This window comes from Arcobacter siniprincipis (SeqCode), from assembly GCF_048571125.1.
In the GTDB taxonomy this organism is placed as follows: Bacteria; Campylobacterota; Campylobacteria; order Campylobacterales; family Arcobacteraceae; genus Arcobacter; species Arcobacter siniprincipis.
In genome coordinates this window covers 2,111,932-2,134,927 of the sequence record NZ_CP182343.1, presented here as the reverse complement: position 1 = coordinate 2,134,927, position 22,996 = coordinate 2,111,932, and the positions used below count along the sequence as shown (strand labels likewise).

Here is a 22,996-nt window from a genome sequence, read left to right as displayed (position 1 = left end):
TAAAAAAAGAAGAGATTTCTCTTTTCTTTATACAAGGACAATATTATGAAAGCAAATGTAAATTATAGTTCCCGTTTTAGAATCCTAAAAGGTGGAAAGATAAGCTTAGTAGTAAGCGCTTTATTAGGAGGTGTAACTCTAAGCTTTGCAGCTCCTAGTGGTGGAGTTGTAACAAGTGGAACTGCTACTATTTCTCAAAATGGAAATACAACAAATATAAATCAATCCACCTCCAAAGCTAGTATAAATTGGAATAAGTTTAATATAGCTTCCCATGAAACAGTAAACTTCAATCAACCAAATGTAAATAGTATAACTCTCAATAGAGTAATAGGAAATGAAAGAAGTATTATAGATGGTGCACTTAATGCCAATGGTCAAGTTTGGATATTAAACTCAAATGGTGTACTCTTTGGTAAAAATGCAAGTATCAATACAAGTGGACTTTTAGCTACAACTAAAGATATCTCAGATACTAACTTTCAAAAAGGTAACTATAGTTTTACAGGAGGTTCTATAGAATCTGTTATCAACCAAGGTACTATAAAAGTTAAAAATAATGGTTATGTAATCTTTGCTTCTAATGAAGCTAAAAATAGTGGAACTATAGAAGCAGTAAAAGGAAGAGTACAACTCACATCAGCTGATGAATATACAATAAATCTAAATGGTAACTCTTTAATAGACTTATCTATAGATAAAGGAACTTTAGATGCCTTAGTAGAAAATTCAGGAACTATTCTTGCAGATGGTGGAGAAGTATATCTTACTACTCATGCAGTAGATGAACTACTAAGAGGTGTAGTAAATAATACAGGGATCATAGAAGCAAACTCACTAGATGGAATAAACGGACATGTGGAACTATATGCCCATGGAGGAACTGCAAATATAGCTGGAACTATAAAAGCTAAAGGTGGGTTTGTAGAGACTTCAGGAAAAGAGCTAAGTGTAGCTTCTACAACTTTAGTAGAAGCTTCTAAATGGCTACTAGATCCTACAGATATTGTTATAGAATCAACAGGTGGAAGTGATATAACAGGAGCTAGTGTAAGTGCAACTGCTATAGAGTCTAACTTAGCTACAACAGATATAGAACTAAAAGCCGATAATGATATTACTGTAAATGAAGATATCACTTGGGGTGAAGCTACAAAGCTTACTTTAACTGCAGGTAATGAGATATATGTAAATGCTATTATTGAAAATACTAACAACACTAATGGTGGAGTTTACTTTAATGCAGTTAATAGAAATGCAGCAATAAAGTTTGACCCAACTACGGGAAAAGTAATCATAAATAATATCAATCAACTCCAATGGATAACTCAAGCTTTAAATGGTAGATATGAATTAGGTTCAAACATAGATGCAAGTGATACTACTACTTGGAATAGTGGAGCTGGATTTAAACAAATAGGAGATAACTCTACAGGTAATATAGATACAAGATTTACAGGAATCTTTGACGGTAAAGGTTATGTTATAGATGGCTTGTTTATCAATAGAGGTAGTGAAGATTATGTAGGATTATTTGGTTATACGGGAGCTTATGGAGCTAATAAAGGAACAATATCAAATGTAGGACTTATTAATGTAGATATTACAGGAAGGGATTATGTTGGAGGATTAGTTGGATGGAATGAATCTTCTACCATCACAAACTCATATGTTACAGGAAAGGTAAGTGCAGATACTAGAGTTGGAGGATTAGTTGGAATAAATTATGCCTCAATCATCACAAACTCTTATGCTACAGCATATATAAGTGGAAATTCTTTTGTTGGGGGATTGGTTGGAGGGGATGATTCTTCTACCATCACAAACTCTTATGCTACAGGAGCTGTAAGTGGAAATGATAAAGTTGGGGGATTAGTTGGATACAATGATACTTCAACCATCACAAACTCATACTGGGATATAGATACCACAGGACAAACAAGCGGAGTGGGATATGGAAGTTCAGCTGGGGCTACAGGAATCTATAGCTCAACAAATACGAAAAATGCTTTCGATGAAGCAACTTATGCAGGCTTTGATTTTACAAATGATTGGATAATCTATGAAGGTCATACAAGACCACTTTTAAGAGCTTTTATGACAGAAGTGACTGTAAATGCAGGTGCTACAAGAGATTATAATGGCGAGGTATATACTCCTTCTTTTGATAAGTTAAACTATTCAAAAGAGGTTGATACCTCACTTGTTTTAGGTACTCCTAATTTTACAACAACAGGTGATTTGAAAAATGCAGGAACAGCTACAATAAATGTAGATGGTTTATACTCTTCTCAACAAGGCTATATCATAAACTATGATACAGGTACTTTAACTACAAATAAAAAAGATATCACAGTAACTGCAAACTCAAATACTACCACTTATAATGGAACTGTACAAAATACTAGTGGATTTACTGCAAGTGGTTTAGTAGGTGGAGAAACTGTTGCTGTACTTGATGGAGTTACAGGAGATAGTGTAAGTGGTAAAAATGCAGGTACATATAATACAAACCTAAGTGGTACAGATGAAAACTACAATTTAACTTTTGTAGATGGAAGTTTAGATATCAATAAAAGAGCCTTAACCTTAGAAGCAAAAAAAGATTATGATGGAACAGATGACCTAACAGGCTTTGTAAACTTTGGAAATCTTGTAGGAGCTGAGACATTAGAATATACACAAGCAAAAGCTAATTCAAGTAATCCAATAGCAGATAACTTTATAAAAGAGATAACTTTACAAGATGGAGAAAATGGTGGACTAGCTAGTAACTATGAACTTCCATCACTTTTAGCATATTCAGCTAATAATAGTGTTCAAATTGGTGATATCCCTGTTGTTCAAACAACACCTGATTTAAGTACGATAGTTTCAACTATAGTAAATAAAACAGTACTAACAAATAAAGATATAGATACTTTACTCAAAAGTGGAATAGATATAAAAACAATCTTACAACAACTAGATACTAATGAACTTGCCCTTATCCCCGGAATTGTAATGAAAGTACTAAATGGTGGGATAAATCTTCCTTATGGAAGTAAACAAGAGTTTAATTTAGAGAATAATAACAATGATGATAATGATAAAAAGAAAGAAAGTTAATTTTATATAAAAAAGTAACAGTGAAAGTAACGCAAGCTAAATATAATACTTGAATAAAAGAAAAAGGAGAAGATATCTTCTCCGTATTTAAGGAAGAGTTATGAAAAATAGTATTGATTATAAATCAAGATTTAGAATTTTAAAAGGTGGAAAAGTAAGCCTAGTAGTAAGTGCTTTATTGTTAGGGAGTGTAATTAGCCTAAGTGATGCTGCAACAATATCTACTGCTGTTACAACAACACAGTCGCATGACTTATCAACTACAGATATAGATATAACCTCCACTGGGTCTATTACAATTGTAGATGACACAGAGTTTGCAGTTATAGCAAATGATAGCGGGCAGATAAATGAAGAACACTTTATATCTAATGCAGGAATAATAGAGATAGAAAGAGACCTTAATGTTACAGCTATTCAGGTAGATGGATTAAATGAAGGTAATATCTTAAACTCTGGACGAATTACCTCTAAATCAAGAAATGGAGATGCTATGGGTATTTACACTAATGAGAATAGTGATACCATCGAAAATTCTGGAACTATCACGGCAACTGGTAAACATGCATCAGGTATTTTTAATATGGATAACAATTATGGTAGCATCGTAAATTCTGGAACTATCACGGCAACTGGTAAATATGCATCAGGTATTTCTAATATGGATAACTATTATGGTAACATCGTAAATTCTGGAACTATCACGGCAACTGGTACATATGCAGCAGGTATTTATAATACGAATAACTATCATGGTAGCATCGAAAATACTGGAAGTATAACAGTCGATACTTCTAGTAGGAATGTTGGTATTGAAAGTGATAGTAAATATGAAAGTTCTATCATAAATTCTGGAACCATCATGGCAACAATAAACGGTAAAGCAGATGCTAACGCATATTCTTTATCTTTATTCGATAGTACTTCTACATCAACTGCTCTTAATGATACTAGTGGAAAACTCTATGGAAATATACAAATAGAAGGTCTAAAGTTTACAAATAAAGGTCTTATCTCTTTGCCATATAATGCAACAGGAACTGACAGTGCTAAGATAAGTGACTTTACTCAAACACAAACAGGAAAACTACAAATAGGTCTTTTCACAGATGGTTCAACAACAACTTATTCTCAGTTAACTACAGACGATGCAACCTTTGAAGATGGAAGTACAATAGATGTCAATGTATTGAGTTCTTCTACAAATAGTGAACTATTGATAGGACAAAAGCTTGATGATATTGTAACTGCATCCAATAGTTTAACACTAGATGGTACACTAAATGTTACAGATAATTCAGCTCTTTTAAATTTTGAATATGTAAAAGATGGAGAAACGCTAGATTTAAATGTAGTTGAAGGAACAACACTTCTTAATGCAACATCAACAGGAGGAGGAAATAGTACAACAAAAGCAGCAGCATCTGCCTTACAAACTATTCAAAATGCAGGTACAAATACAGCAATGTCACAAGTGTTTACAGCACTTAATAAACTTTCAACAAACAAAGAAGTAGCCAACGCAGTAGAGTCAACTACACCACAAAATGCAGGTTCAACCGTAGGTGCAGTAGGACAAATATCAAATACAATAACAGGTATCGTAGACCAAAGGCAAAATATCACTATGGGTGGATTAAATTCAGGGGATGAAATGTTTAGCCAAAAATCTGTTTGGATAAAACCATTTGGGTCATTTGGTTCTCAAAATGATAAAGATGGATTAAATGGATTTGATTTAAAAGCACATGGTATAGGTGTGGGTATAGATGGAGAATATAAACCAAACCAAACACTTGGATTTGGATTTTTTTATACTAATGCTAATGTCGATGTGAATAATGTTTCTCAAAAATCTGATTTAGATGTATTTACAACACTGGTATATGGAAATGTACCTGTACTAGATGAAAAAACAAATCTTCTTTATCAAGTGGGTTATTCTTGGCAAAAAACGAATGGTGAGAGAAGTATTTTTACAGGAGATACTGCAAGATCTAAATATACATCAAAAACAGCATCACTAGATTTAAAACTAGTAAGAGATTATAAAATCAATGATGACTTGCTTTTACAACCAATGATAAGCACAACTTATAGACACTTTACAAATCCATCATATAGTGAAACAGGAGCAGGTGCTTTAAATCTTGCTATTAAAAAGTTTACCTCTACTGAACTACTTTTAGGAGTAGGAACTCTTGCAAATTATAAACTTAATAATGATTCAAGAATAGTTGGAAGTGTAAATATTGGATATAATTTACATGATAGACAACAAAGTGTAACAGCATCTTATCAAGGTGCAACAGGAGTAAGCTTTGATACAACAGGAATAGATAATGGAAGATGGTCTTATGACTTAGGAGTTGGATATGAAATGGATATCAATGACACTTCAAATATTAACTTTTCTTACAATCGGCAAGGTCAAGGAAGTGATTTTACAAACAATACCTTTTCAGCAAAGTATGTATTGAAGTTTTAAAATGGATTTAGACTATAATATATTATGAAACTTTTTACATATCTATTTTTTTTAACTTTTTTTATCGTAGGTTGCTCACAAAATGTACCAACACCTCAAGAGAGAAAAGCAACTGCTTTATCTCTTGGAAATAAATATAATCTGAAAGAAAAAATATATAATACAAAAGAATTTGATATTTTTTCATTACAAACAAATATTAAAGAGTGCAAAAATATAAAAGTCTACATAGAAGGGGATGGCTTAGCTTGGATAAGTAGAAATAGAATTTCTAAAAATCCAACACCTATAAATCCTCTTGGACTAAAACTGATGAATATGGATAATTCTTCTTGCAAAATATATCTTGCTCGTCCTTGCCAATATCTTAGTAAAAAAAATTGTGATAATAAATACTGGACAAGTCATAGGTTTAGTAACATAGTAATACAAAGTTATGATGAAGTACTTAATAATGTCAAATTAAAATATGATAATACTTCTTTTACACTTATTGGATATTCTGGTGGCGGAGCTATAGTTACACTTATAGCTACAAAACGAGATGATATAAATAAACTTATCACAATAGCTGGGAATTTAAATCCTACAAAATGGGTGGATATTCATAATATTTATCCACTTAATGGTTCATTAAATCCCATTGATTATACTTCAAAACTTGAGAATATAAAGCAGTATCATCTCATAGGAAAAAATGATAGGATAATCCCTAAAGAGATTTTTTTCTCATATAAAAGTAAATTTCATAATAAAACAAATATAAAATATAAAATTTATGATGCAAGCCATTCAAAAGGTTGGGAAAAATCATATAAGGAATTTTTAAAGGATAGTATTCTTGAAAAATAGTGAACAAAAAATAAAACCTTTAAAACAACTTGAATCAGAATTAATGACAAATAATATAATCTGGTACGATAGTCATATTACAAAAGAAGATAGAGTTGAACAACTTTCTCAAAAGCCATGTATATTGTGGTTTACTGGACTTAGTGGAAGTGGTAAATCTACAATTGCAAATGTACTTGAAGTAAAGCTTTATAAAATGGGTATAAAAACATATCTTCTTGATGGTGATAATATAAGACATGGATTAAATAGAGATTTAGGCTTTAGTAAAAAAGACAGAACGGAAAATATTAGAAGAATAAGTGAAGTTGCAAAACTTTTTGTTGATAGTGGAAGTATTGTACTTACTGCATTTATTTCTCCTTTTCAAAGAGATAGAGAATTGGCAAGAAAGTTGGTGAAAGAAGATGAATTTATAGAAATTTTTATAGATACTTCACTAGAAATATGTGAACAAAGGGATCCTAAGGGATTATATAAAAAAGTTAAAGAGGGAAAGATTAAAGATTTTACTGGGATAGATAGTCCTTATGAAGTACCTATAAATTCAGAGATACACTTAAAAACTAATGAGTTAACAATAGAACAAGCCAGTGAAGAAGTGATTAACTATTTAAAAAGATTCAATTATTTAAAGGATTTAAAAGAATGAATAACAATGATAAACAGAATATGCAACAAAAAATAGACTTTACCTATTCACAAAATATTGTAAAATTTTTTAAAGAAACTAACACAACTATTTTACTTTCAACTTATCAAACAAATAAAATAATGATAATAGGTCAAGAAAATGACCAATTTGATATACGATATAAAGAGTTTCCAAGACCTATGGGGATGTGTAAAAAAGATGGAAAGCTCTTTGCTGGTTTAGGGCATGGAATATATCAGTTTAGCAACTACACAGGTGTTGCACAAAATATTGAAGGTAATTTTGATGCGTGCTATATGCCACAAAATATCCACTTTACGGGAGATATAGATATTCATGAGATGGAGTATTGTAAAGATGAATTATATTTTATCAATACAAAATTTTCTTGCCTTTGTATCAAAGAACCTGATAATAGCTTTAAACCTATTTGGAAACCAGCTTTCATCTCACTTTTACAACCTGTTGATAAATGCCACTTAAATGGTTTTTGTACAAGAGATGGGGAACCTCGATATGTTACAGCTTTAGGGAAAACAGATGAACCACTTGGATGGAGAGCAAATAAAGCAAATGGTGGATTACTTATAGATATAAAAACAAATAAGATACTTTATGAGGGATTATCTATGCCTCACTCTCCTAGATGGTACAATAAAAAACTTTATTTACTAGAATCAGGAAAAGGTACTATTAGTTATTTTGATTTTAAAAAGAAAAAAGTAATTGAAATAGCAAAAGTTCCAGGCTTTACAAGAGGTCTTGATATAGTGGGAGATTTTGCATTTATTGGAGTTTCAAAGGTGAGAGAAAGTGCAACCTTTTCAGGGCTTGAAATCACAAAACTTCCTAAAAGAGTCAGTGGAGTATGGATAGTCAATATAAAAACAGGACAAATCATCTCATTTGTAGAGTTTACAAGTGGACTTGATGAAGTATTTGCTATAACAGTTCTTCCACATAAAAAAGTAGAGATGTTAAATTTTGATAGTGAACAATCAAAAGAAAACTATATGATATCCCCTGAAGATTGTGAGCAAATAAAGATGCCAGAAACGAAACTAGAACAAGCAGCTCCTCACTTTGAAAAAGGAAATGATTTTTTTAATGAAAATAAAAAGGAAGAAGCTATTATCCACTTCAAAAAAGCCTTAGCTGTGCAAAGTGATTATCTCCCAGCTACTTTTAATCTTGCTATTTGTTTGGGTGATTTAGAAAGATATGATGAAGCAGAAGCTATTTTGCAAGAGGTGATAGATAAAGATGCTTCTATCTTACAAAGCTATGAGTCATTGGGTTTTATTTATTATAAAAAAGGTGACTTAAAAAAAGCAGAAAAAAACTTCAAAAAGATTCTTGAACTTGATCCAGATAATGAAAAAGCAAAGAACTCTTTGAAGATTTTAAAAAAATCAAAAAAGTAACGGTGGATATAACGATAGCTAAATATAATACTTGTATATAGAAAAAGAAAAGAGTTCTCTTTTCTTTATACAAGGACAATATTATGAAAGCAAATGTAAATTATAGTTCCCGTTTTAGAATCCTAAAAGGTGGAAAGATAAGCTTAGTAGTAAGCGCTTTATTAGGAGGTGTAACTCTAAGCTTTGCAGCTCCTAGTGGTGGAGTTGTAACAAGTGGAACTGCTACTATTTCTCAAAATGGAAATACAACAAATATAAATCAATCCACCTCCAAAGCTAGTATAAATTGGAATAAGTTTAATATAGCTTCCCATGAAACAGTAAACTTCAATCAACCAAATGTAAATAGTATAACTCTCAATAGAGTAATAGGAAATGAAAGAAGTATTATAGATGGTGCACTTAATGCCAATGGTCAAGTTTGGATATTAAACTCAAATGGTGTACTCTTTGGTAAAAATGCAAGTATCAATACAAGTGGACTTTTAGCTACAACTAAAGATATCTCAGATACTAACTTTCAAAAAGGTAACTATAGTTTTACAGGAGGTTCTATAGAATCTGTTATCAACCAAGGTACTATAAAAGTTAAAAATAATGGTTATGTAATCTTTGCTTCTAATGAAGCTAAAAATAGTGGAACTATAGAAGCAGTAAAAGGAAGAGTACAACTCACATCAGCTGATGAATATACAATAAATCTAAATGGTAACTCTTTAATAGACTTATCTATAGATAAAGGAACTTTAGATGCCTTAGTAGAAAATTCAGGAACTATTCTTGCAGATGGTGGAGAAGTATATCTTACTACTCATGCAGTAGATGAACTACTAAGAGGTGTAGTAAATAATACAGGGATCATAGAAGCAAACTCACTAGATGGAATAAACGGACATGTGGAACTATATGCCCATGGAGGAACTGCAAATATAGCTGGAACTATAAAAGCTAAAGGTGGGTTTGTAGAGACTTCAGGAAAAGAGCTAAGTGTAGCTTCTACAACTTTAGTAGAAGCTTCTAAATGGCTACTAGATCCTACAGATATTGTTATAGAATCAACAGGTGGAAGTGATATAACAGGAGCTAGTGTAAGTGCAACTGCTATAGAGTCTAACTTAGCTACAACAGATATAGAACTAAAAGCCGATAATGATATTACTGTAAATGAAGATATCACTTGGGGTGAAGCTACAAAGCTTACTTTAACTGCAGGTAATGAGATATATGTAAATGCTATTATTGAAAATACTAACAACACTAATGGTGGAGTTTACTTTAATGCAGTTAATAGAAATGCAGCAATAAAGTTTGACCCAACTACGGGAAAAGTAATCATAAATAATATCAATCAACTCCAATGGATAACTCAAGCTTTAAATGGTAGATATGAATTAGGTTCAAACATAGATGCAAGTGATACTACTACTTGGAATAGTGGAGCTGGATTTAAACAAATAGGAGATAACTCTACATATAATATAGATACAAGATTTACAGGAGTCTTTGATGGTAAAGGCTATATCATTGATGGTCTTTATATCAATAGAGGTGGTGAAAATTATGTAGGGTTGTTTGGTATAACAATTAATGCAGCAACTATATCAAATGTAGGACTTACCAATGTGGATATTACAGGGAAGTATGGTGTTGGAGGATTAGTTGGATGGAATGAATCTTCTACCATCACAAACTCATATGTTACAGGAAAGGTAAGTGGAGATACTTTTGTTGGAGGATTAGTTGGAGTACATGAATCTTCTACCATTACAAACTCATATGCAACAGGAGCTGTAAGTGGAAATTTTAATGTTGGAGGATTAGTTGGAGGGGATAATAATACTAATTCGTCAATTACAAACTCATATGCTACAGGAAAGGTAAGTGGAAATAACAATGTTGGAGGATTAGTTGGAGACTATGAATCTTCAACCATCACAAATTCATACTGGGATATAGACACCACAGAACAAACAAGTGGAGTAGGACTTGGAAGTTCAGCTGGGGCTACAGGAATCTACAGCTCAACAAATACGAAAAATGCTTTTGATGAAGCAACTTATGCAGGCTTTGATTTTACAAACACTTGGTTTATGATTGAGGGAGAGACAAGACCTTTTTTAAGAAGTGAATACTCTACTACTATCACAAATGACCACCAACTCCAACTTATGGCTATGGATTTAACAGCTGATTATGTTCTAGCAAATAATATAAAATACACAGGCGATATGTGGAGCTCTAAAGGGTTTGATTCTATAGGAGATAGTGCTACATTCTTTCAAGGAAGCTTTGATGGTAAAGGTTATGTTATAGATGGTCTTTATATCAATAGAGGTAATGAAAATTATGTAGGGTTATTTGGGCAGAATTGGTCTTCAAAAAGTATCTCCAATTTAGGACTTACTAATGTAGATATTACTGGGAAGAATTATGTTGGAGGACTAGTAGGAGATGCACTTGGTTTAACAATTAACAATTCCTATGTCACAGGTACTATAAATGGACATGATAATGTTGGGGGGTTAATTGGATATGGATATAATAATAATTTTATAACAAACTCCTATACTTCTGTGGATATTACTGGAAATGATGGTGTAGGTGGATTATTGGGTAAAGCTAATGACGGTACTATTTTTTCCATAAGTAATTCATATACTACAGGTACTATAAATGGAAATAATAGTGTTGGAGGATTAATGGGGTCGGCATCTTCTATCTCTATAAGTAACTCTTACTCAACAGCTTCTGTATTTGGAAGTGGAAATTATATAGGTGGTTTAGTTGGACAACAGAGAGATACTTCCACAATAAATAACTCCTACTTTTCAGGAGATGTTACTGGAAATAATAATGTTGGTGGTTTAGTTGGTTATGCTGACAAAGGACAAATAAATAACTCCTACTTTTCAGGAGATGTTACTGGAAATAATAATGTTGGTGGTTTAGTTGGTTCTGTATCTAGTACCACAATAAATAACTCCTACTCTTCAGGAGATGTTACTGGAAATAATAATGTTGGTGGTTTAGTCGGTACCTACGATGGATATAGAACGATAAGTAACTCTTATGCAAGTGGAGCTATAACAGGTGTTTCAAGAGTAGGAGGAGTAGTTGGAATTTTAACTTCTACTGCTTCAATTACAAACTCATACTGGGATAGAGACACCACAGGTCAAACAAATGGAGTTGGAGATGGAGCTACCACAGGTACTACAGGAATCTACAGCTCAACCAACACAGTAAATGCTTTTAGTAAAGATACTTACACAGGCTTTGATTTTACAAACGATTGGATAATCTATGAAGGTCATACAAGACCACTTTTAAGAGCATTTATGACAGAAATTACTGTAAAAGCAAATGATGCTACAAGAACTTATGATGGTACAACTTATAATGGAATCGCAGGTGTAACTTACTCAAATCCAACTTACGATAACTCTTTAGTAAATGGTACTTTGTCTTATAGTGGTACTGGTTTAAAAAATGCAGGAACAGCTACAATAAATGTAGATGGTTTATACTCTTCTCAACAAGGGTATATTATAAACTATGATACAGGAACTTTAACTACAAATAAAAAAGATATCACAGTCACTGCAAACTCAAATACAACTACTTATAATGGAACTGTACAAAATACAAGTGGATTTACTGCAAATGGTTTAGTAAGTGGAGAAACTGTTGCTGTACTTGATGGAGTTACAGGAGATAGTGTAAGTGGTAAAAATGCAGGAACTTATAATACAAACCTAAGTGGTACAGATGAAAACTACAACATCACTTTTGTAGATGGTAGTTTAGATATCAATAAAAGAGCCTTAACCTTAGAAGCAAAAAAAGATTATGATGGAACAGATAACCTCACAGGCTTTGTAAACTTTGGAAATCTTGTAGGAGCTGAGACATTAGAGTATACACAAGCAAAAGCTAATTCAAGTAATCCAATAGCAGATAACTTTATAAAAGAGATAACTTTACAAGATGGAACAAACGGTGGACTAGCTAGTAACTATGAACTTCCTTCTTTGTTAGCATATTCAGCTAATAATAGTGTTCAAATTGGAAATATTCCTGTTGAAACAACTACAACACCTGATTTAAGTACAGTTATCACCCCAATTGCTAATAAAACAGTATTAACAAATAAAGATATAGATACTTTACTAAAAAGTGGAATAGATATAAAAACAATCTTACAACAACTAGATACTAATGAACTTGCTCTTATTCCTGGAATTGTGATGCAAGTATTAAATGGTGGGATAAATCTTCCTTATGGAAGTAAACAACAATTTAACTTAAATCAAGAAAGTGAAGAAGAGGAAAATACAATATGAAAAAAACATCAATACTATTAGCAACAACATTAAGTCTGTATTCAGCACCTATACCAAATATCGGTGATGTTTTAAAGGAAGTAAAACCTCCAAAGGTAGAAAAGAAAAAAGAGGTTTTACCTCCTTTACAACAAGAGAGTGATGAGTATAAGAAAAGTTTTGAAGATGGTAGAAAAGTATTTATTAAAAGTTTTTCATTGAGCGGAAATACTCAAATCGGTACCAAAAAGCTACAAACTATTTTAAAGCCTTATGAATCAAAAGAGTTAAGTTTTAAAGAGATACAAGAGATAGTTACTCTTATTACAAAAGCATATAGAGATGAGGGGTATTTTGTAGCAAGAGCTTATATACCTACTCAAGATTTACAAGCACAAGATGGAGTACTTAAAATAGCAATTATCGAAGGGAGCTATGGAGAGTTTAAACTAGAAAACAGTTCCTTAGTCAAAGATTCTATCTTACAAGCCAAACTTGATACTGCAAAAAACAAAGAAGCAATAGCTATAAAAGACTTACAAAGAGCATTGCTTTTAATCAATGATACTCCTGGGGTAAAAGTAAGTAGTACAAAAATTGCTGCAGGAAAAGAGGTTGGTTCTAGTGACTTTATAATAGGAACACAATCGACTGAACCATATAATGGTTATGTTATTGGGGATAATTATGGTTCAGATTATACAGGTAAACATAGAGTTATGGCAGGAGTTGATATCAACTCCCCTTTTAAAATAGGAGATAAAATCTCTTTGTCTGCTTTGAGTTCTGAAAATATGGGTTTATTAAATGGAAGAGTAGGGTATGGATTTCCCATATATGAAAATGGATTGAGGGGAGAAGTAAGTTACTCTAAAACTACTTATGAGTTAGGAGATAAATATGAAAATCTTGATGCTTTAGGAAGTGCTGATAGTTTTGTAGCTTTATTTACTTATCCAGTTATTCGCTCAAACGGTGAGAATTTAAATACATACTTAAGAACATCATATAATAAAATGAATGATGAGATTAGAGCTACTTCATCAAATGTAAAAAAGAATACAGTAGTTTCTAAAGTTGGAGTTGATTATTCAAAAAACCATCTTATTTTTGGTAAATATTCACAAACAAAAATAGATACTTCTCTTAGTCTTGGTAGATTGAATTTTAATAATTCAGTTGATAAAGCAGATGATGAAGCAGGAGCAAATACAAATGGAGGATTCTCAAAAATAAATATTGAATTAGAAAACAATACTTTACTTAATGAGAAAATAAATTGGAAAAATAAACTTCAACTTCAATATGCTCTTGGAAATAAAAATCTAGATGGAAGTGAAGATTTGAGTTTAGGTGGTATCAATGGGGTAAAGGTATATCCTTCAGGAGAAGAGAGTGCTGAAAATGGATATATTTATAGTACAGAGTTAACTTATACTTTACCAACATTTCAAAATCTAAATTCAAAAATTGGTATCTTTTACGATGTGGGAAGAGTATATATGAGTAGAAATATTACAAATGAGAAAAGTAGAACTTTGCAAGATATTGGACTAAGTTATAGTGCTTTTTATAAAAGATTTTTTATGAATACTAACTTATCACATAAGCTTGGAGCTGCTAAAGTTACTAGTAGAGATGATTATAGTACTAGATTTATGTTACAACTTGGTATGACATTTTAATTTATTTTTATGGGTTAAATCATCTTTGATGATGATTTAACCATAACTTAGTTTTATATTACTAATCCATCTTCTAGCATTATTTTATTTCTACCATCATTTTTTGCTTGATATAGAAGTATATCTGCTTTTTGTATTGCGTCATGGTAAGTTTTATGGTCATTTCTTAGAACTACACCAGCTGAGAAGGTCACTTTTATTTTATTATTTTTATAATTAAAGCTATTTTCATTTACGATATTTTTTATTCTTTTTAGGTATTGTAAAACTTCTCTTCTTAGTTTATATTCAACAGTTGCTACAAACTCTTCACCACCATATCTAGCTAAGATATCATTTTCTCTAGTTTGGCTTTTTAGTATTTTTGAGAAAGTTTTTAATACCGTATCTCCACCTTCATGACCGTAAGTATCATTTATATCTTTAAAGTGGTCTAAGTCAAAAAAGACTATTGCGTATTGTATATTTTCTCGTTCAAAATTTTTATCTATAGTTTTTATCTCTGTATCATAAGCTCTTCTTGTAAGAAGCCCAGTAAGGTGGTCTATGATCGCTTCTTCTTTTGCTTTTTTTAATTGAGATTCTAAATTTTGAACCTTGTTTTCTAAATCTTTTACATGGTTTTCACCAGAAGATAATTTTTTATTTACTTCATTCATCTCTGTTTCGATACTAGAAGCGGAATTTATAAGTTTATTTTGTAAGGTTACTAGTTCAGAAATATTACTATCTTCTAAATCTATTGATGTTAGTTCATCTTTTATGCTTGTTACATTGATTGAGCTATTTTGATTACTGTTGATTGCTTCTTTTAGGTGTTTGCCCATAAGTGTTACTAATTTGGCAATATCAGCAGTTTTTTCTTTTAGTAGGGTTTGATCTGTTGTAAATCTTTTTTCTAAAAGTTTTTGCATCTCTTTTTGTATATCTTCTTCGAAGATAAGTTCTGGAGAATCACCGATTTTAATAGAAAAATTTGTAAGCTGTTCATCAAGGTGAATATTGATAGATGGCGATAAAGCTTGTTTGATAATAGAAGCCAATGTCGAGACATTATTAATATGAACTCTTTTTAAAAATAGGGCAATAAGTTCTTCAAATGTCTGAATATCATTTGCATTTAATTCATCCCTTTCTTGGGGTGTTAGTTTACTAACTAAGTTTTTAAATAAATTACATTCTTCTATTTTTTCATTTTGCTCTTTTGCAAGATTACAAAACTCTTTGTTGTATTCATTAGGAGTTGGTTGAACATTTCGTTCTTTTAATACTTCTAATGTCTTGGCCGCTATTTTCTCAATACTTGTCATGAGTTTCCTTTTTTATGCTAAAAGTTTTTTTACCATCTCATTTATTCTTTTCCCATCAGCTACACCTGCAAATTTTTTACTTGCAGTTCCCATTACTTTTCCCATATCTTTTATAGTTGTTGCACCAACTTCTGCTATTACTTCTTTCATTCCACTTTCTAGTTCTTCATCATTTATTTGTTGTGGTAAATATATTTTAAATACTTCGATTTGCTCTTGTTCTACCTGAGCTAAATCATCTCTTCCCGCATCTTTATATTGCATAGAGGCTTCTTCTCTTTGTTTGATACCTCTTTGTACAAGTTTAATAACATCTTCATCATTTAACTCTTTTCTTTCATCTACTTCGATTTGTTTTATCATAGTATTAATAGCTCTTATAGAATCTCTTTTTACAATCTCTTTTGATCTCATAGCATCTTTTAAATCTGATTTTAGTTGTTCTTTTAAACTCATGTTCATAATCCTTTTATAATTTATAAATTTATTTATTGTAGCAAACTATGCGTTAAAACTTTCTATTAATTCTTCAAGTTCTAAATAGCGTTCAACTTTTTTTTCATAGATTGTATTTACCTCTTCTAACTCTTGTGAAATTGCTACTATTCCTTTTTGTTCATAACAAGAAGGATTTGATAAACACTTGTTTATCTCTTCTATTTTTGATTCTAATCCTTCAATTTCTTTTGGGAGATTATCATAATCTCTTTGGTCTTTATAGCTTAGTTTTGTCTGTTTTTTAGTGTTAGTTGTTTGTTTTGCTTTTGCATTTTCTTCTTTTGCTAACTCTTTTTCATAAGCTTCTAACTCTTTTATCTCTTTTTCTATTTCAAGATACTCAGTATATGGCTGTAAAGATTCAAAAATCTCACCATCTTTACCTTTGAAAACATAAAGTTTTTTTGCAATCTTATCTACAAAATATCTATCATGTGATACAAATATAAGTGCACCTTGGAAGTTTTGCAAATACTCTTCTAGGATATTGATTGTGGGGATATCAAGGTCATTTGTAGGTTCATCTAAAACCATACAATCAATATTTTTGGTAAATAAAAGTGCTAAAGCGACTCTATTTTTTTCACCACCACTTAATACTCCGATTTTTTTATCTAAGTATTCTCTAGGAAATAAAAAGTTTTTCAAGTATCCAAATACATGTAAGTTTCTTCCATCTGGAAGTACAACTCTATCTCCACCATTTGGACAAAAGGTTTCTAAAAGATTTCTGTTATCATCTAGCATTTCTCTATGTTGGTCAAAATATCCGATTTTAAAATCACCTTTTTTAAAGCTACCACTATCGATTTGAAGTTTACCCATAAAGATTCGTAGCATAGTTGATTTTCCAGTACCATTTGGTCCTACTATTGCTATAGTATCTTTTTGTAGGATTCTTGCTGTAAAGTCTTTGATAAGAAGTTTATTTCCAAGTGTTTTTGATATGTCATCAAGTTCGAAGAGCATCTTTCTTTTATTTTGAATTTTTACATCTTCGCTATTAAATGCCTTTTGTTCTCTTTGAAGTTCTACACTCATCTTTTTTATAAGTGCTGGGTTTGATTTTGCTTGTTTTTTCAGGTCAAAATATTCTGATTTTCTTCTTTCGTTTCTTTTTCTTCTTGCTGTAACCCCATGTTGCATCCAATGGGCTTCTCTTTTTACCATTCTTATTAGATTGTGATGCTCTTTTTCCATGATTTCAAGCATTTGTTGTTTTTGTTCTAGGTAGTCAGTATATCCACCTTTGAATTTTTTTATATCACCATTTTCTACTTCTATAATCTCAGTTGCAATATTATCTATAAAGTATCTATCATGTGAGATAAAAATAAGTGTAAAGTTGTTTTTAATAAGTAGTTCTTCAAGGAACTCTACCATATAAACATCAAGGTGATTGGTAGGCTCATCTAGAAGTAAAACATCTGGTTTTCTTAAAAGCAATCCAGCAAGACTAACTCGTCTTTGTTCTCCTCCACTCAAAAGATTTACATCTTTATGTTCAAACTCTTTTAAGTGGAACTCTATCAATACTCGCTCAATTAGGTTATCCAAGTCCCAAGCATTGTGAAACTCTAAAAATGTAGCTAGTTCACTTTGTCTATGTAGAAGTGCTTCATTTTCATAATCAGTCATTAGTTTGTGAGATATCTCTTCATACTCATCTTTTGCACTTTTTACTTCCACAAGTTGCTCTTCAATAGCATCTCTTACCATCAGATTGTCTTTGAACTTTGGTTGTTGGGCTAGCATCTCTATTTTAAGAGATTTATCAATAGCCATTTCCCCACTATCAACTTCCACTTCACCAGTGATGATTTTAAGAAGGGTTGATTTCCCTTGACCATTTTGTCCAATGACAGCGATTCTTTGTCCTTGGTTTAGTGTAAAGTTCACATTTTTAAGTATTACTTTGATGTCGTATTGTTTTGAGATGTTTTGTAAGTCTATTAGTGCCATATGAGTTTTAAAATCCTATATATTATTTATTAATTTGGGTAGATATAGTATCTAAATATCTGTTATATCCTGCTTTTAATATTTATAGAGATATTAGTTACATTAAAACTTATTGGTTATAATTAAATAAAGATAGGAAATAATATTAATGAATAGATTAGTTATTGATTCAAATATAATAGATTATTGTTCTGAATTAGGTTTGACAAAAAGTTTTTTTGAAAACCTAGATATTGAAATTTGGGTTCCAACTTATGTTAAGAATGAAATTTTAAATTCTAAAAAAGAAAAACTTATAAATAAATTATCAGAAATAGAATTTAAAAGAATTGGTTTTTTTGGTTTTGCTGATAACCCAAATGCATTAAGTTTTGGGCAAGGTTCTTTTTATTCAAATGAATATGATGACTTTATAAATAATACATCAGAAAAACATAGAAATGATAGATTTATTGCTTTGTTATCAAAGATAAATAATGCAATTTTTATGACAAGTGATAATAAAATATTTAAAGATGTCTGTATAAATAAAGTAAGAGCTTTATTTATATCAAAAGATGAAAAATCTTATAATAAAGCAATTCAATATAGTGAACATGTATATTATAATTTAATTTGGACAAAAGAGAAATTTAGAAAGATAATAGATGAAGGTTCTTTATTTAAGTAAATTATCATGAACACCTTTCGGTCTTCATGATAAAGTTTTTATTAAATAATTTGTATTTAATCTCTAAATGATGTTACAATTAATAACTTTCAAAAGGAAATACAATGTTTACAATATATGAAAATGGAATAGTAGGTGTTCAAACTACAGCTGATAATTTATACAAAGTTAAACCAATCGATAAATCAACTGATGCAAAATTTAAACCAGATGATGAAATTGTTGAGTATTTCTCTCACAAAAGAAAGAACTCTAAAAACAATGATGAACGAATAAACTCCTATAAAAAAATAGCAAATATGGATACATCTGAACCTATTTACCAAGTAAAAGATATCATGACAAAAGATGTATTTACTATTGATACAAAAGCAAGTATAGAAGAAGCATATAACCTTTTAAAAGAGTATGGAGTAATGCAAATACCCGTAATCTCAACTGAGAGAAAAATAATAGGCTTGATAAGTAAAAAAATAATACTAAACCTTTTGATGGCTGATATGGATAATTCAACTGCAATATTAAATAGAACATTAGAGGATATATTTTTACCTGAAGTTATAACAACAGATCCAATTTCTGATATAAGAAGAGTGGCTAAAGTTATGATTGACTATAAACTTGATGCTATTCCTGTCGTTGATGATGATATTTTAATTGGAATTATCTCTAAAACAGATATTTTAAAAGCAGTTTCTCACTTACCAAAATTGCAATTATGGTCATAAAAAAGTTTAATCAAACTTTTTAAAATCCTTATCTTCACTTCCATCTTTCTTTCTATTTTTATACTTCCACATAGTAATAAAATATCTCACACTAGAAAGACTTAAAATAAAGGCTATTATAAACATAACAACATAGATCAATGTTATAAATATCTTCATTTTTTATCCTTTTTATTTAGTATAACAAAATTGATAAGAAATTAAAAATTTAGCCTTTAGTTGTGTGCTCGTAAACTCCAATGAAGTTTTCTGGTGGGTGTTTTACAAACTCTGTACATCTTTGGATATAGATTTTATAGATATTATTATTAGTTTTTATCTCACTATTTTCTAACTCTTCAAAAATCACTAAAGCCTCTTTAAATTGTGAGTTTTTATACAGTTCAATTGCTTCATGGTGTTTTTCTAACTCTTCTTTTTGTGCCCCTTGTACTTGACCTTTTCCATATACTTGCCAAATTTCTACGGGTTCTATTTTACCTTTTACTGTTACTAAATCTAAAAACCTAAAGATATACTCTTCTTTTAAAGCATCTTTTGTAAAGTTTGAGATATTTAGTTTTGAGTTATAAAATTTACATAGGGATTCTAATCTTGCACCAAGATTTATGGCATCTCCAATAACAGTATAATCACTTCTTCCACTACTTCCCATCTCTCCTACAATTGCCATACCTGTATTTAGACCAATTCCTATATCGATATGAGGTTTGTTTTCTTTGTCGTACTCTTTATTTAAAGGTTCTAGGTGAGCTATTTGTTCAAGTGCTGCAAGAACAGCTTTATCTGGGTGATTTTCCACATTTCCAGGGGCATTCCAATATGCCATGATAGCATCACCAATATATTTATCAATAGTTCCTTGGTATTTTGTAATTATATTACTCATAGGTTCCATATATTGATTTAAATATTTAATTAAATTTTTGGCATCTCCCATCTTTTCTGATATTTGAGTGAAACCTCTTACATCACTAAAAAATACTGTAACTTCTTTTTCCATAGCTTGAAAACCACTGTCATCCATGTTCTTAAGTAAGTTATCCATTACATCTTTTGATACTTTAGAAGCAAATTTTTTCTTGATAGCTTCTTCTTGTCTTATCTCAAAAAAGTAATCAAGTAAGGTAGCAATTATAGCTGCTGTACTTATAGTAAGAATGGGGTAAAATATATTAAATACTAAACCTTTAGTAAATAAGGAATAATATGAAGCATATACTGTAGTTGCTAAAAATGCTATTGTAATAAATGGGTTATACCAAAACGGTGTAAATGTGATTGCAAGTGTAACTATTAAAGATAGAGTAAAAATTAATACTAAATTTACTCCATCCATCCATGATGCTTTGAAAATAAAATCACCAGTTAAAATATTATCAATAACATTTGCATGAACTTCAACTCCCGGATAAACAGATTCAAAAGGAGTAGCTCGAAGATCTAGTAATCCAGCTGCAGAAGTTCCAACTAATGCTACTTTGCCTTCAATAAATTTTTTATCAAATTTATTATTATATATGTCAAGGGCAGAGATATATTTAAAACTTTTTTCTTTACCTCTAAAGTTTACTAATATTCTTCCGTGTCTATCTGTTGGAATTGTTATGTCATTTAATTTTACACTTTCAACACCATCTTCGTCATAATTTATGATAACTCTTTTTGTATCAGTAATTACTCTTATTACTTCTAAAGCAAGTGAAGAGTAAATAATATCATTATATGAGATGATTAAGGGTACACTTCTTATGATTCCTGATTCATCTGGAACATTATTAAAAAAACCACTTGAGTATGCATTATCTTGAACCATAGGAATATTTAAAATAGTTCCTGTTGCTTTGATTAGATAGTTTTCATCAGGATTTTTGTTTTTCTCTACAAATATGGCAGGGATAGAGGGCGCTTTTTTACTTATGTGTTTATTGTTTTTTTCTAATTCAAATTGATAACCTAAGATTGTAGGTGTAGTTGCAATAGTCTTTGCAAATATTTCATCATAATCAGGAACATCATCTCTTTTTATATTGTACTTTTCCAAAATTCTTTTAGGGGAACTTCTATCACTTTCAGCAAAAACAACATCAAAGGCGATGAGTCCAATCCCTGCGTTTGTAAGGTTTTCTAAGATTTTAGCTATTTTATTTCTAGACCAAGGCCATTGCCCTAAAGTTTGTATGGATTTTTCATCAATATCTACAATAAATACATTATCATTATTTGGGATTTCTCCTCTTATTTTAAAAAGAGTATCTCTTAAGCTATTATCAAAAGTTTGAGGTAATTGTGGAAAGAAAATATATGTAAAGGATAAAAATAAAGAAAGAATTATCGAGATAGAAGAGTATAATAATACTTTTTTTATAATTTTATTTTTCATTATATTTGTTTACATTAATGTAACTCATTCCCTTCGTCATTTGAATCAAAATCATCATATGGATCCATGTGTATGTTGATAACCCATTTTTTCTTTTTATCAATTTTTCTAATTTTATTTTCTATTTTATCTGAAATTTTATGTGCTTCCATTAAAGTAATAAGACAATCAAATACTAAATGAACTTCAACAAATATTTTGTTTCCAACTTCTCTTGTTTTAAGTAGATGATGATTATTTACCCTCTCTTCTGCAATAAAAATATTTTCAATTTTTTTTACTATTTTTTGAGAAACAGCTTTATCTAATAATACTAATACTCCATTTTGGATTAGTTCGTAGGCCGAATATATGATATATAATGAAATTGAAGCACCAATAAATATATCAATTATTTCATATCCAGTAAATTTAACTAAAACTAAAGATAACAATACTGCAACATTTGTATATACATCTGTTTTATAGTGTAAAGAATCAGCTTTTATAACCATGTTATTTGTTTTTTTAGCTATATAATTAAGATAAATAACTAAAGATGTAGTGATAATTAAAGAAATTATCATCACAGTTAAAGACTCTTCTAAGTACTTTGAAACTTCTCCTGTTATAGTTTTTTCAATGGCTTGATATAATAAAAAAAATCCAGATAGAGTGATAATTGTACCTTCAATAACGGAAGCTAGGGCTTCAATTTTCCCTCTTCCATAATTGAAATATTTATCAGCTGGTTTTTCTGCATTTGAAATAGCAAAGTAGTTAAAAACAGATACAAACATATCTAAGATTGAATCAACAGCAGAAGCTAAAACTGCCACAGATCCACTTGCAATTCCTACAGCTAATTTTATTAGTGTAAGAATTGCTGCAACGCTAGATGATATAACGGTTGCTTTCCTTTGTGGAGACAT

The 22,996-nt window shown here is 30.5% G+C and carries 15 protein-coding genes; 9 read left to right on the top strand and 6 right to left on the bottom strand.

Annotated elements, in window-relative coordinates:
• Positions 1 to 45 precede the first annotated feature (45 nt).
• The 7 genes from ACNI3D_RS10715 (at position 46) to ACNI3D_RS10685 (ending at position 14,534) form a co-directional block, all read left to right on the top strand.
• Entirely contained in the window at positions 46 to 3,108 is a 3,063-nt protein-coding gene (locus tag ACNI3D_RS10715; protein ID WP_419766977.1) for a two-partner secretion domain-containing protein, read from the top strand.
• 100 nt (positions 3,109 to 3,208) lie between these two features.
• Positions 3,209 to 5,596 (top strand): autotransporter family protein, encoded by a 2,388-nt coding sequence (locus ACNI3D_RS10710; RefSeq protein ID WP_419766976.1) that lies wholly within the window; start codon positions 3,209 to 3,211, stop codon positions 5,594 to 5,596.
• 24 nt (positions 5,597 to 5,620) lie between these two features.
• Positions 5,621 to 6,448, top strand: a complete 828-nt coding sequence (locus ACNI3D_RS10705) for an alpha/beta hydrolase family protein (protein WP_419766975.1) — start codon at positions 5,621 to 5,623, stop codon at positions 6,446 to 6,448.
• Positions 6,449 to 6,491: 43 nt separating this feature from the next.
• The gene (cysC, locus tag ACNI3D_RS10700) at positions 6,492 to 7,100 is read left to right on the top strand and encodes an adenylyl-sulfate kinase (protein ID WP_419768993.1); all 609 of its coding nucleotides are present in this window, start codon (positions 6,492 to 6,494) and stop codon (positions 7,098 to 7,100) included.
• Positions 7,097 to 8,527, top strand: a complete 1,431-nt coding sequence (locus tag ACNI3D_RS10695; protein WP_419766974.1) for a TIGR03032 family protein — start codon at positions 7,097 to 7,099, stop codon at positions 8,525 to 8,527. The genes cysC and ACNI3D_RS10695 overlap by 4 nt, the downstream gene beginning before the upstream one ends.
• Before the next feature lie 83 nt (positions 8,528 to 8,610).
• Positions 8,611 to 12,870 (top strand): beta strand repeat-containing protein, encoded by a 4,260-nt coding sequence (locus ACNI3D_RS10690; protein WP_419766973.1) that lies wholly within the window; start codon positions 8,611 to 8,613, stop codon positions 12,868 to 12,870.
• Positions 12,867 to 14,534 (top strand): ShlB/FhaC/HecB family hemolysin secretion/activation protein, encoded by a 1,668-nt coding sequence (locus ACNI3D_RS10685; protein WP_419766972.1) that lies wholly within the window; start codon positions 12,867 to 12,869, stop codon positions 14,532 to 14,534. Before ACNI3D_RS10690 ends, ACNI3D_RS10685 begins: the two co-directional genes overlap by 4 nt.
• 53 nt (positions 14,535 to 14,587) lie before the next feature.
• Here the strand turns inward: ACNI3D_RS10685 and ACNI3D_RS10680 are convergent, their stop codons facing one another.
• From ACNI3D_RS10680 to abc-f, 3 genes are read right to left on the bottom strand one after another with little or no spacing between them, the layout of a single operon-like run.
• A complete protein-coding gene (locus tag ACNI3D_RS10680; protein WP_419766971.1) occupies positions 14,588 to 15,844 on the bottom strand; it encodes a diguanylate cyclase in 1,257 nt (418 codons plus the stop codon).
• Between the two features lie 12 nt (positions 15,845 to 15,856).
• Entirely contained in the window at positions 15,857 to 16,300 is a 444-nt protein-coding gene (locus ACNI3D_RS10675; RefSeq protein ID WP_013135871.1) for a GatB/YqeY domain-containing protein, read from the bottom strand.
• 45 nt (positions 16,301 to 16,345) lie between these two features.
• Positions 16,346 to 18,304, bottom strand: coding sequence for a ribosomal protection-like ABC-F family protein (gene abc-f, locus ACNI3D_RS10670; RefSeq protein ID WP_419766970.1), 1,959 nt, complete (start codon positions 18,302 to 18,304; stop codon positions 16,346 to 16,348).
• Between the two features lie 148 nt (positions 18,305 to 18,452).
• Here abc-f and ACNI3D_RS10665 point away from each other — a divergent pair, with 148 nt between their 5' ends.
• Both ACNI3D_RS10665 and ACNI3D_RS10660 read left to right on the top strand, forming a co-directional pair.
• Positions 18,453 to 18,974 (top strand): hypothetical protein, encoded by a 522-nt coding sequence (locus tag ACNI3D_RS10665; protein ID WP_375724088.1) that lies wholly within the window; start codon positions 18,453 to 18,455, stop codon positions 18,972 to 18,974.
• Positions 18,975 to 19,078: 104 nt separating this feature from the next.
• Positions 19,079 to 19,702: a CBS domain-containing protein gene (locus tag ACNI3D_RS10660; RefSeq protein WP_419766969.1), complete on the top strand. Its 624-nt coding sequence runs from the start codon at positions 19,079 to 19,081 to the stop codon at positions 19,700 to 19,702.
• A 6-nt stretch (positions 19,703 to 19,708) separates the two neighbouring features.
• Here the strand turns inward: ACNI3D_RS10660 and ACNI3D_RS10655 are convergent, their stop codons facing one another.
• From ACNI3D_RS10655 to ACNI3D_RS10645, 3 genes are read right to left on the bottom strand one after another with little or no spacing between them, the layout of a single operon-like run.
• Complete coding sequence (locus ACNI3D_RS10655) at positions 19,709 to 19,861, bottom strand: hypothetical protein (RefSeq protein ID WP_419766968.1); 153 nt, start codon at positions 19,859 to 19,861, stop codon at positions 19,709 to 19,711.
• Positions 19,862 to 19,910: 49 nt separating this feature from the next.
• Complete coding sequence (locus ACNI3D_RS10650) at positions 19,911 to 22,085, bottom strand: CHASE2 domain-containing protein (RefSeq protein WP_419766967.1); 2,175 nt, start codon at positions 22,083 to 22,085, stop codon at positions 19,911 to 19,913.
• 14 nt (positions 22,086 to 22,099) lie between these two features.
• A complete protein-coding gene (locus tag ACNI3D_RS10645; protein WP_419766966.1) occupies positions 22,100 to 22,996 on the bottom strand; it encodes a cation diffusion facilitator family transporter in 897 nt (298 codons plus the stop codon).

Excerpts from the sequence above, each read along its gene's own strand:
- ACNI3D_RS10675 (WP_013135871.1), bottom strand. The coding sequence starts at position 16,300 with ATGAGTTTAAAAGAACAACTAAAATCAGATTTAAAAGATGCTATGAGA.
- ACNI3D_RS10645 (WP_419766966.1), bottom strand. The coding sequence starts at position 22,996 with ATGTCTCCACAAAGGAAAGCAACCGTTATATCATCTAGCGTTGCAGCA.
- ACNI3D_RS10655 (WP_419766968.1), bottom strand. The coding sequence starts at position 19,861 with ATGAAGATATTTATAACATTGATCTATGTTGTTATGTTTATAATAGCC.
- ACNI3D_RS10695 (WP_419766974.1), top strand. The coding sequence starts at position 7,097 with ATGAATAACAATGATAAACAGAATATGCAACAAAAAATAGACTTTACC.
- ACNI3D_RS10650 (WP_419766967.1), bottom strand. The coding sequence starts at position 22,085 with ATGAAAAATAAAATTATAAAAAAAGTATTATTATACTCTTCTATCTCG.
- ACNI3D_RS10665 (WP_375724088.1), top strand. The coding sequence starts at position 18,453 with ATGAATAGATTAGTTATTGATTCAAATATAATAGATTATTGTTCTGAA.
- ACNI3D_RS10715 (WP_419766977.1), top strand. The coding sequence starts at position 46 with ATGAAAGCAAATGTAAATTATAGTTCCCGTTTTAGAATCCTAAAAGGT.
- ACNI3D_RS10710 (WP_419766976.1), top strand. The coding sequence starts at position 3,209 with ATGAAAAATAGTATTGATTATAAATCAAGATTTAGAATTTTAAAAGGT.
- ACNI3D_RS10685 (WP_419766972.1), top strand. The coding sequence starts at position 12,867 with ATGAAAAAAACATCAATACTATTAGCAACAACATTAAGTCTGTATTCA.
- ACNI3D_RS10690 (WP_419766973.1), top strand. The coding sequence starts at position 8,611 with ATGAAAGCAAATGTAAATTATAGTTCCCGTTTTAGAATCCTAAAAGGT.
- ACNI3D_RS10680 (WP_419766971.1), bottom strand. The coding sequence starts at position 15,844 with ATGACAAGTATTGAGAAAATAGCGGCCAAGACATTAGAAGTATTAAAA.
- abc-f (WP_419766970.1), bottom strand. The coding sequence starts at position 18,304 with ATGGCACTAATAGACTTACAAAACATCTCAAAACAATACGACATCAAA.
- ACNI3D_RS10705 (WP_419766975.1), top strand. The coding sequence starts at position 5,621 with ATGAAACTTTTTACATATCTATTTTTTTTAACTTTTTTTATCGTAGGT.
- cysC (WP_419768993.1), top strand. The coding sequence starts at position 6,492 with ATGACAAATAATATAATCTGGTACGATAGTCATATTACAAAAGAAGAT.
- ACNI3D_RS10660 (WP_419766969.1), top strand. The coding sequence starts at position 19,079 with ATGTTTACAATATATGAAAATGGAATAGTAGGTGTTCAAACTACAGCT.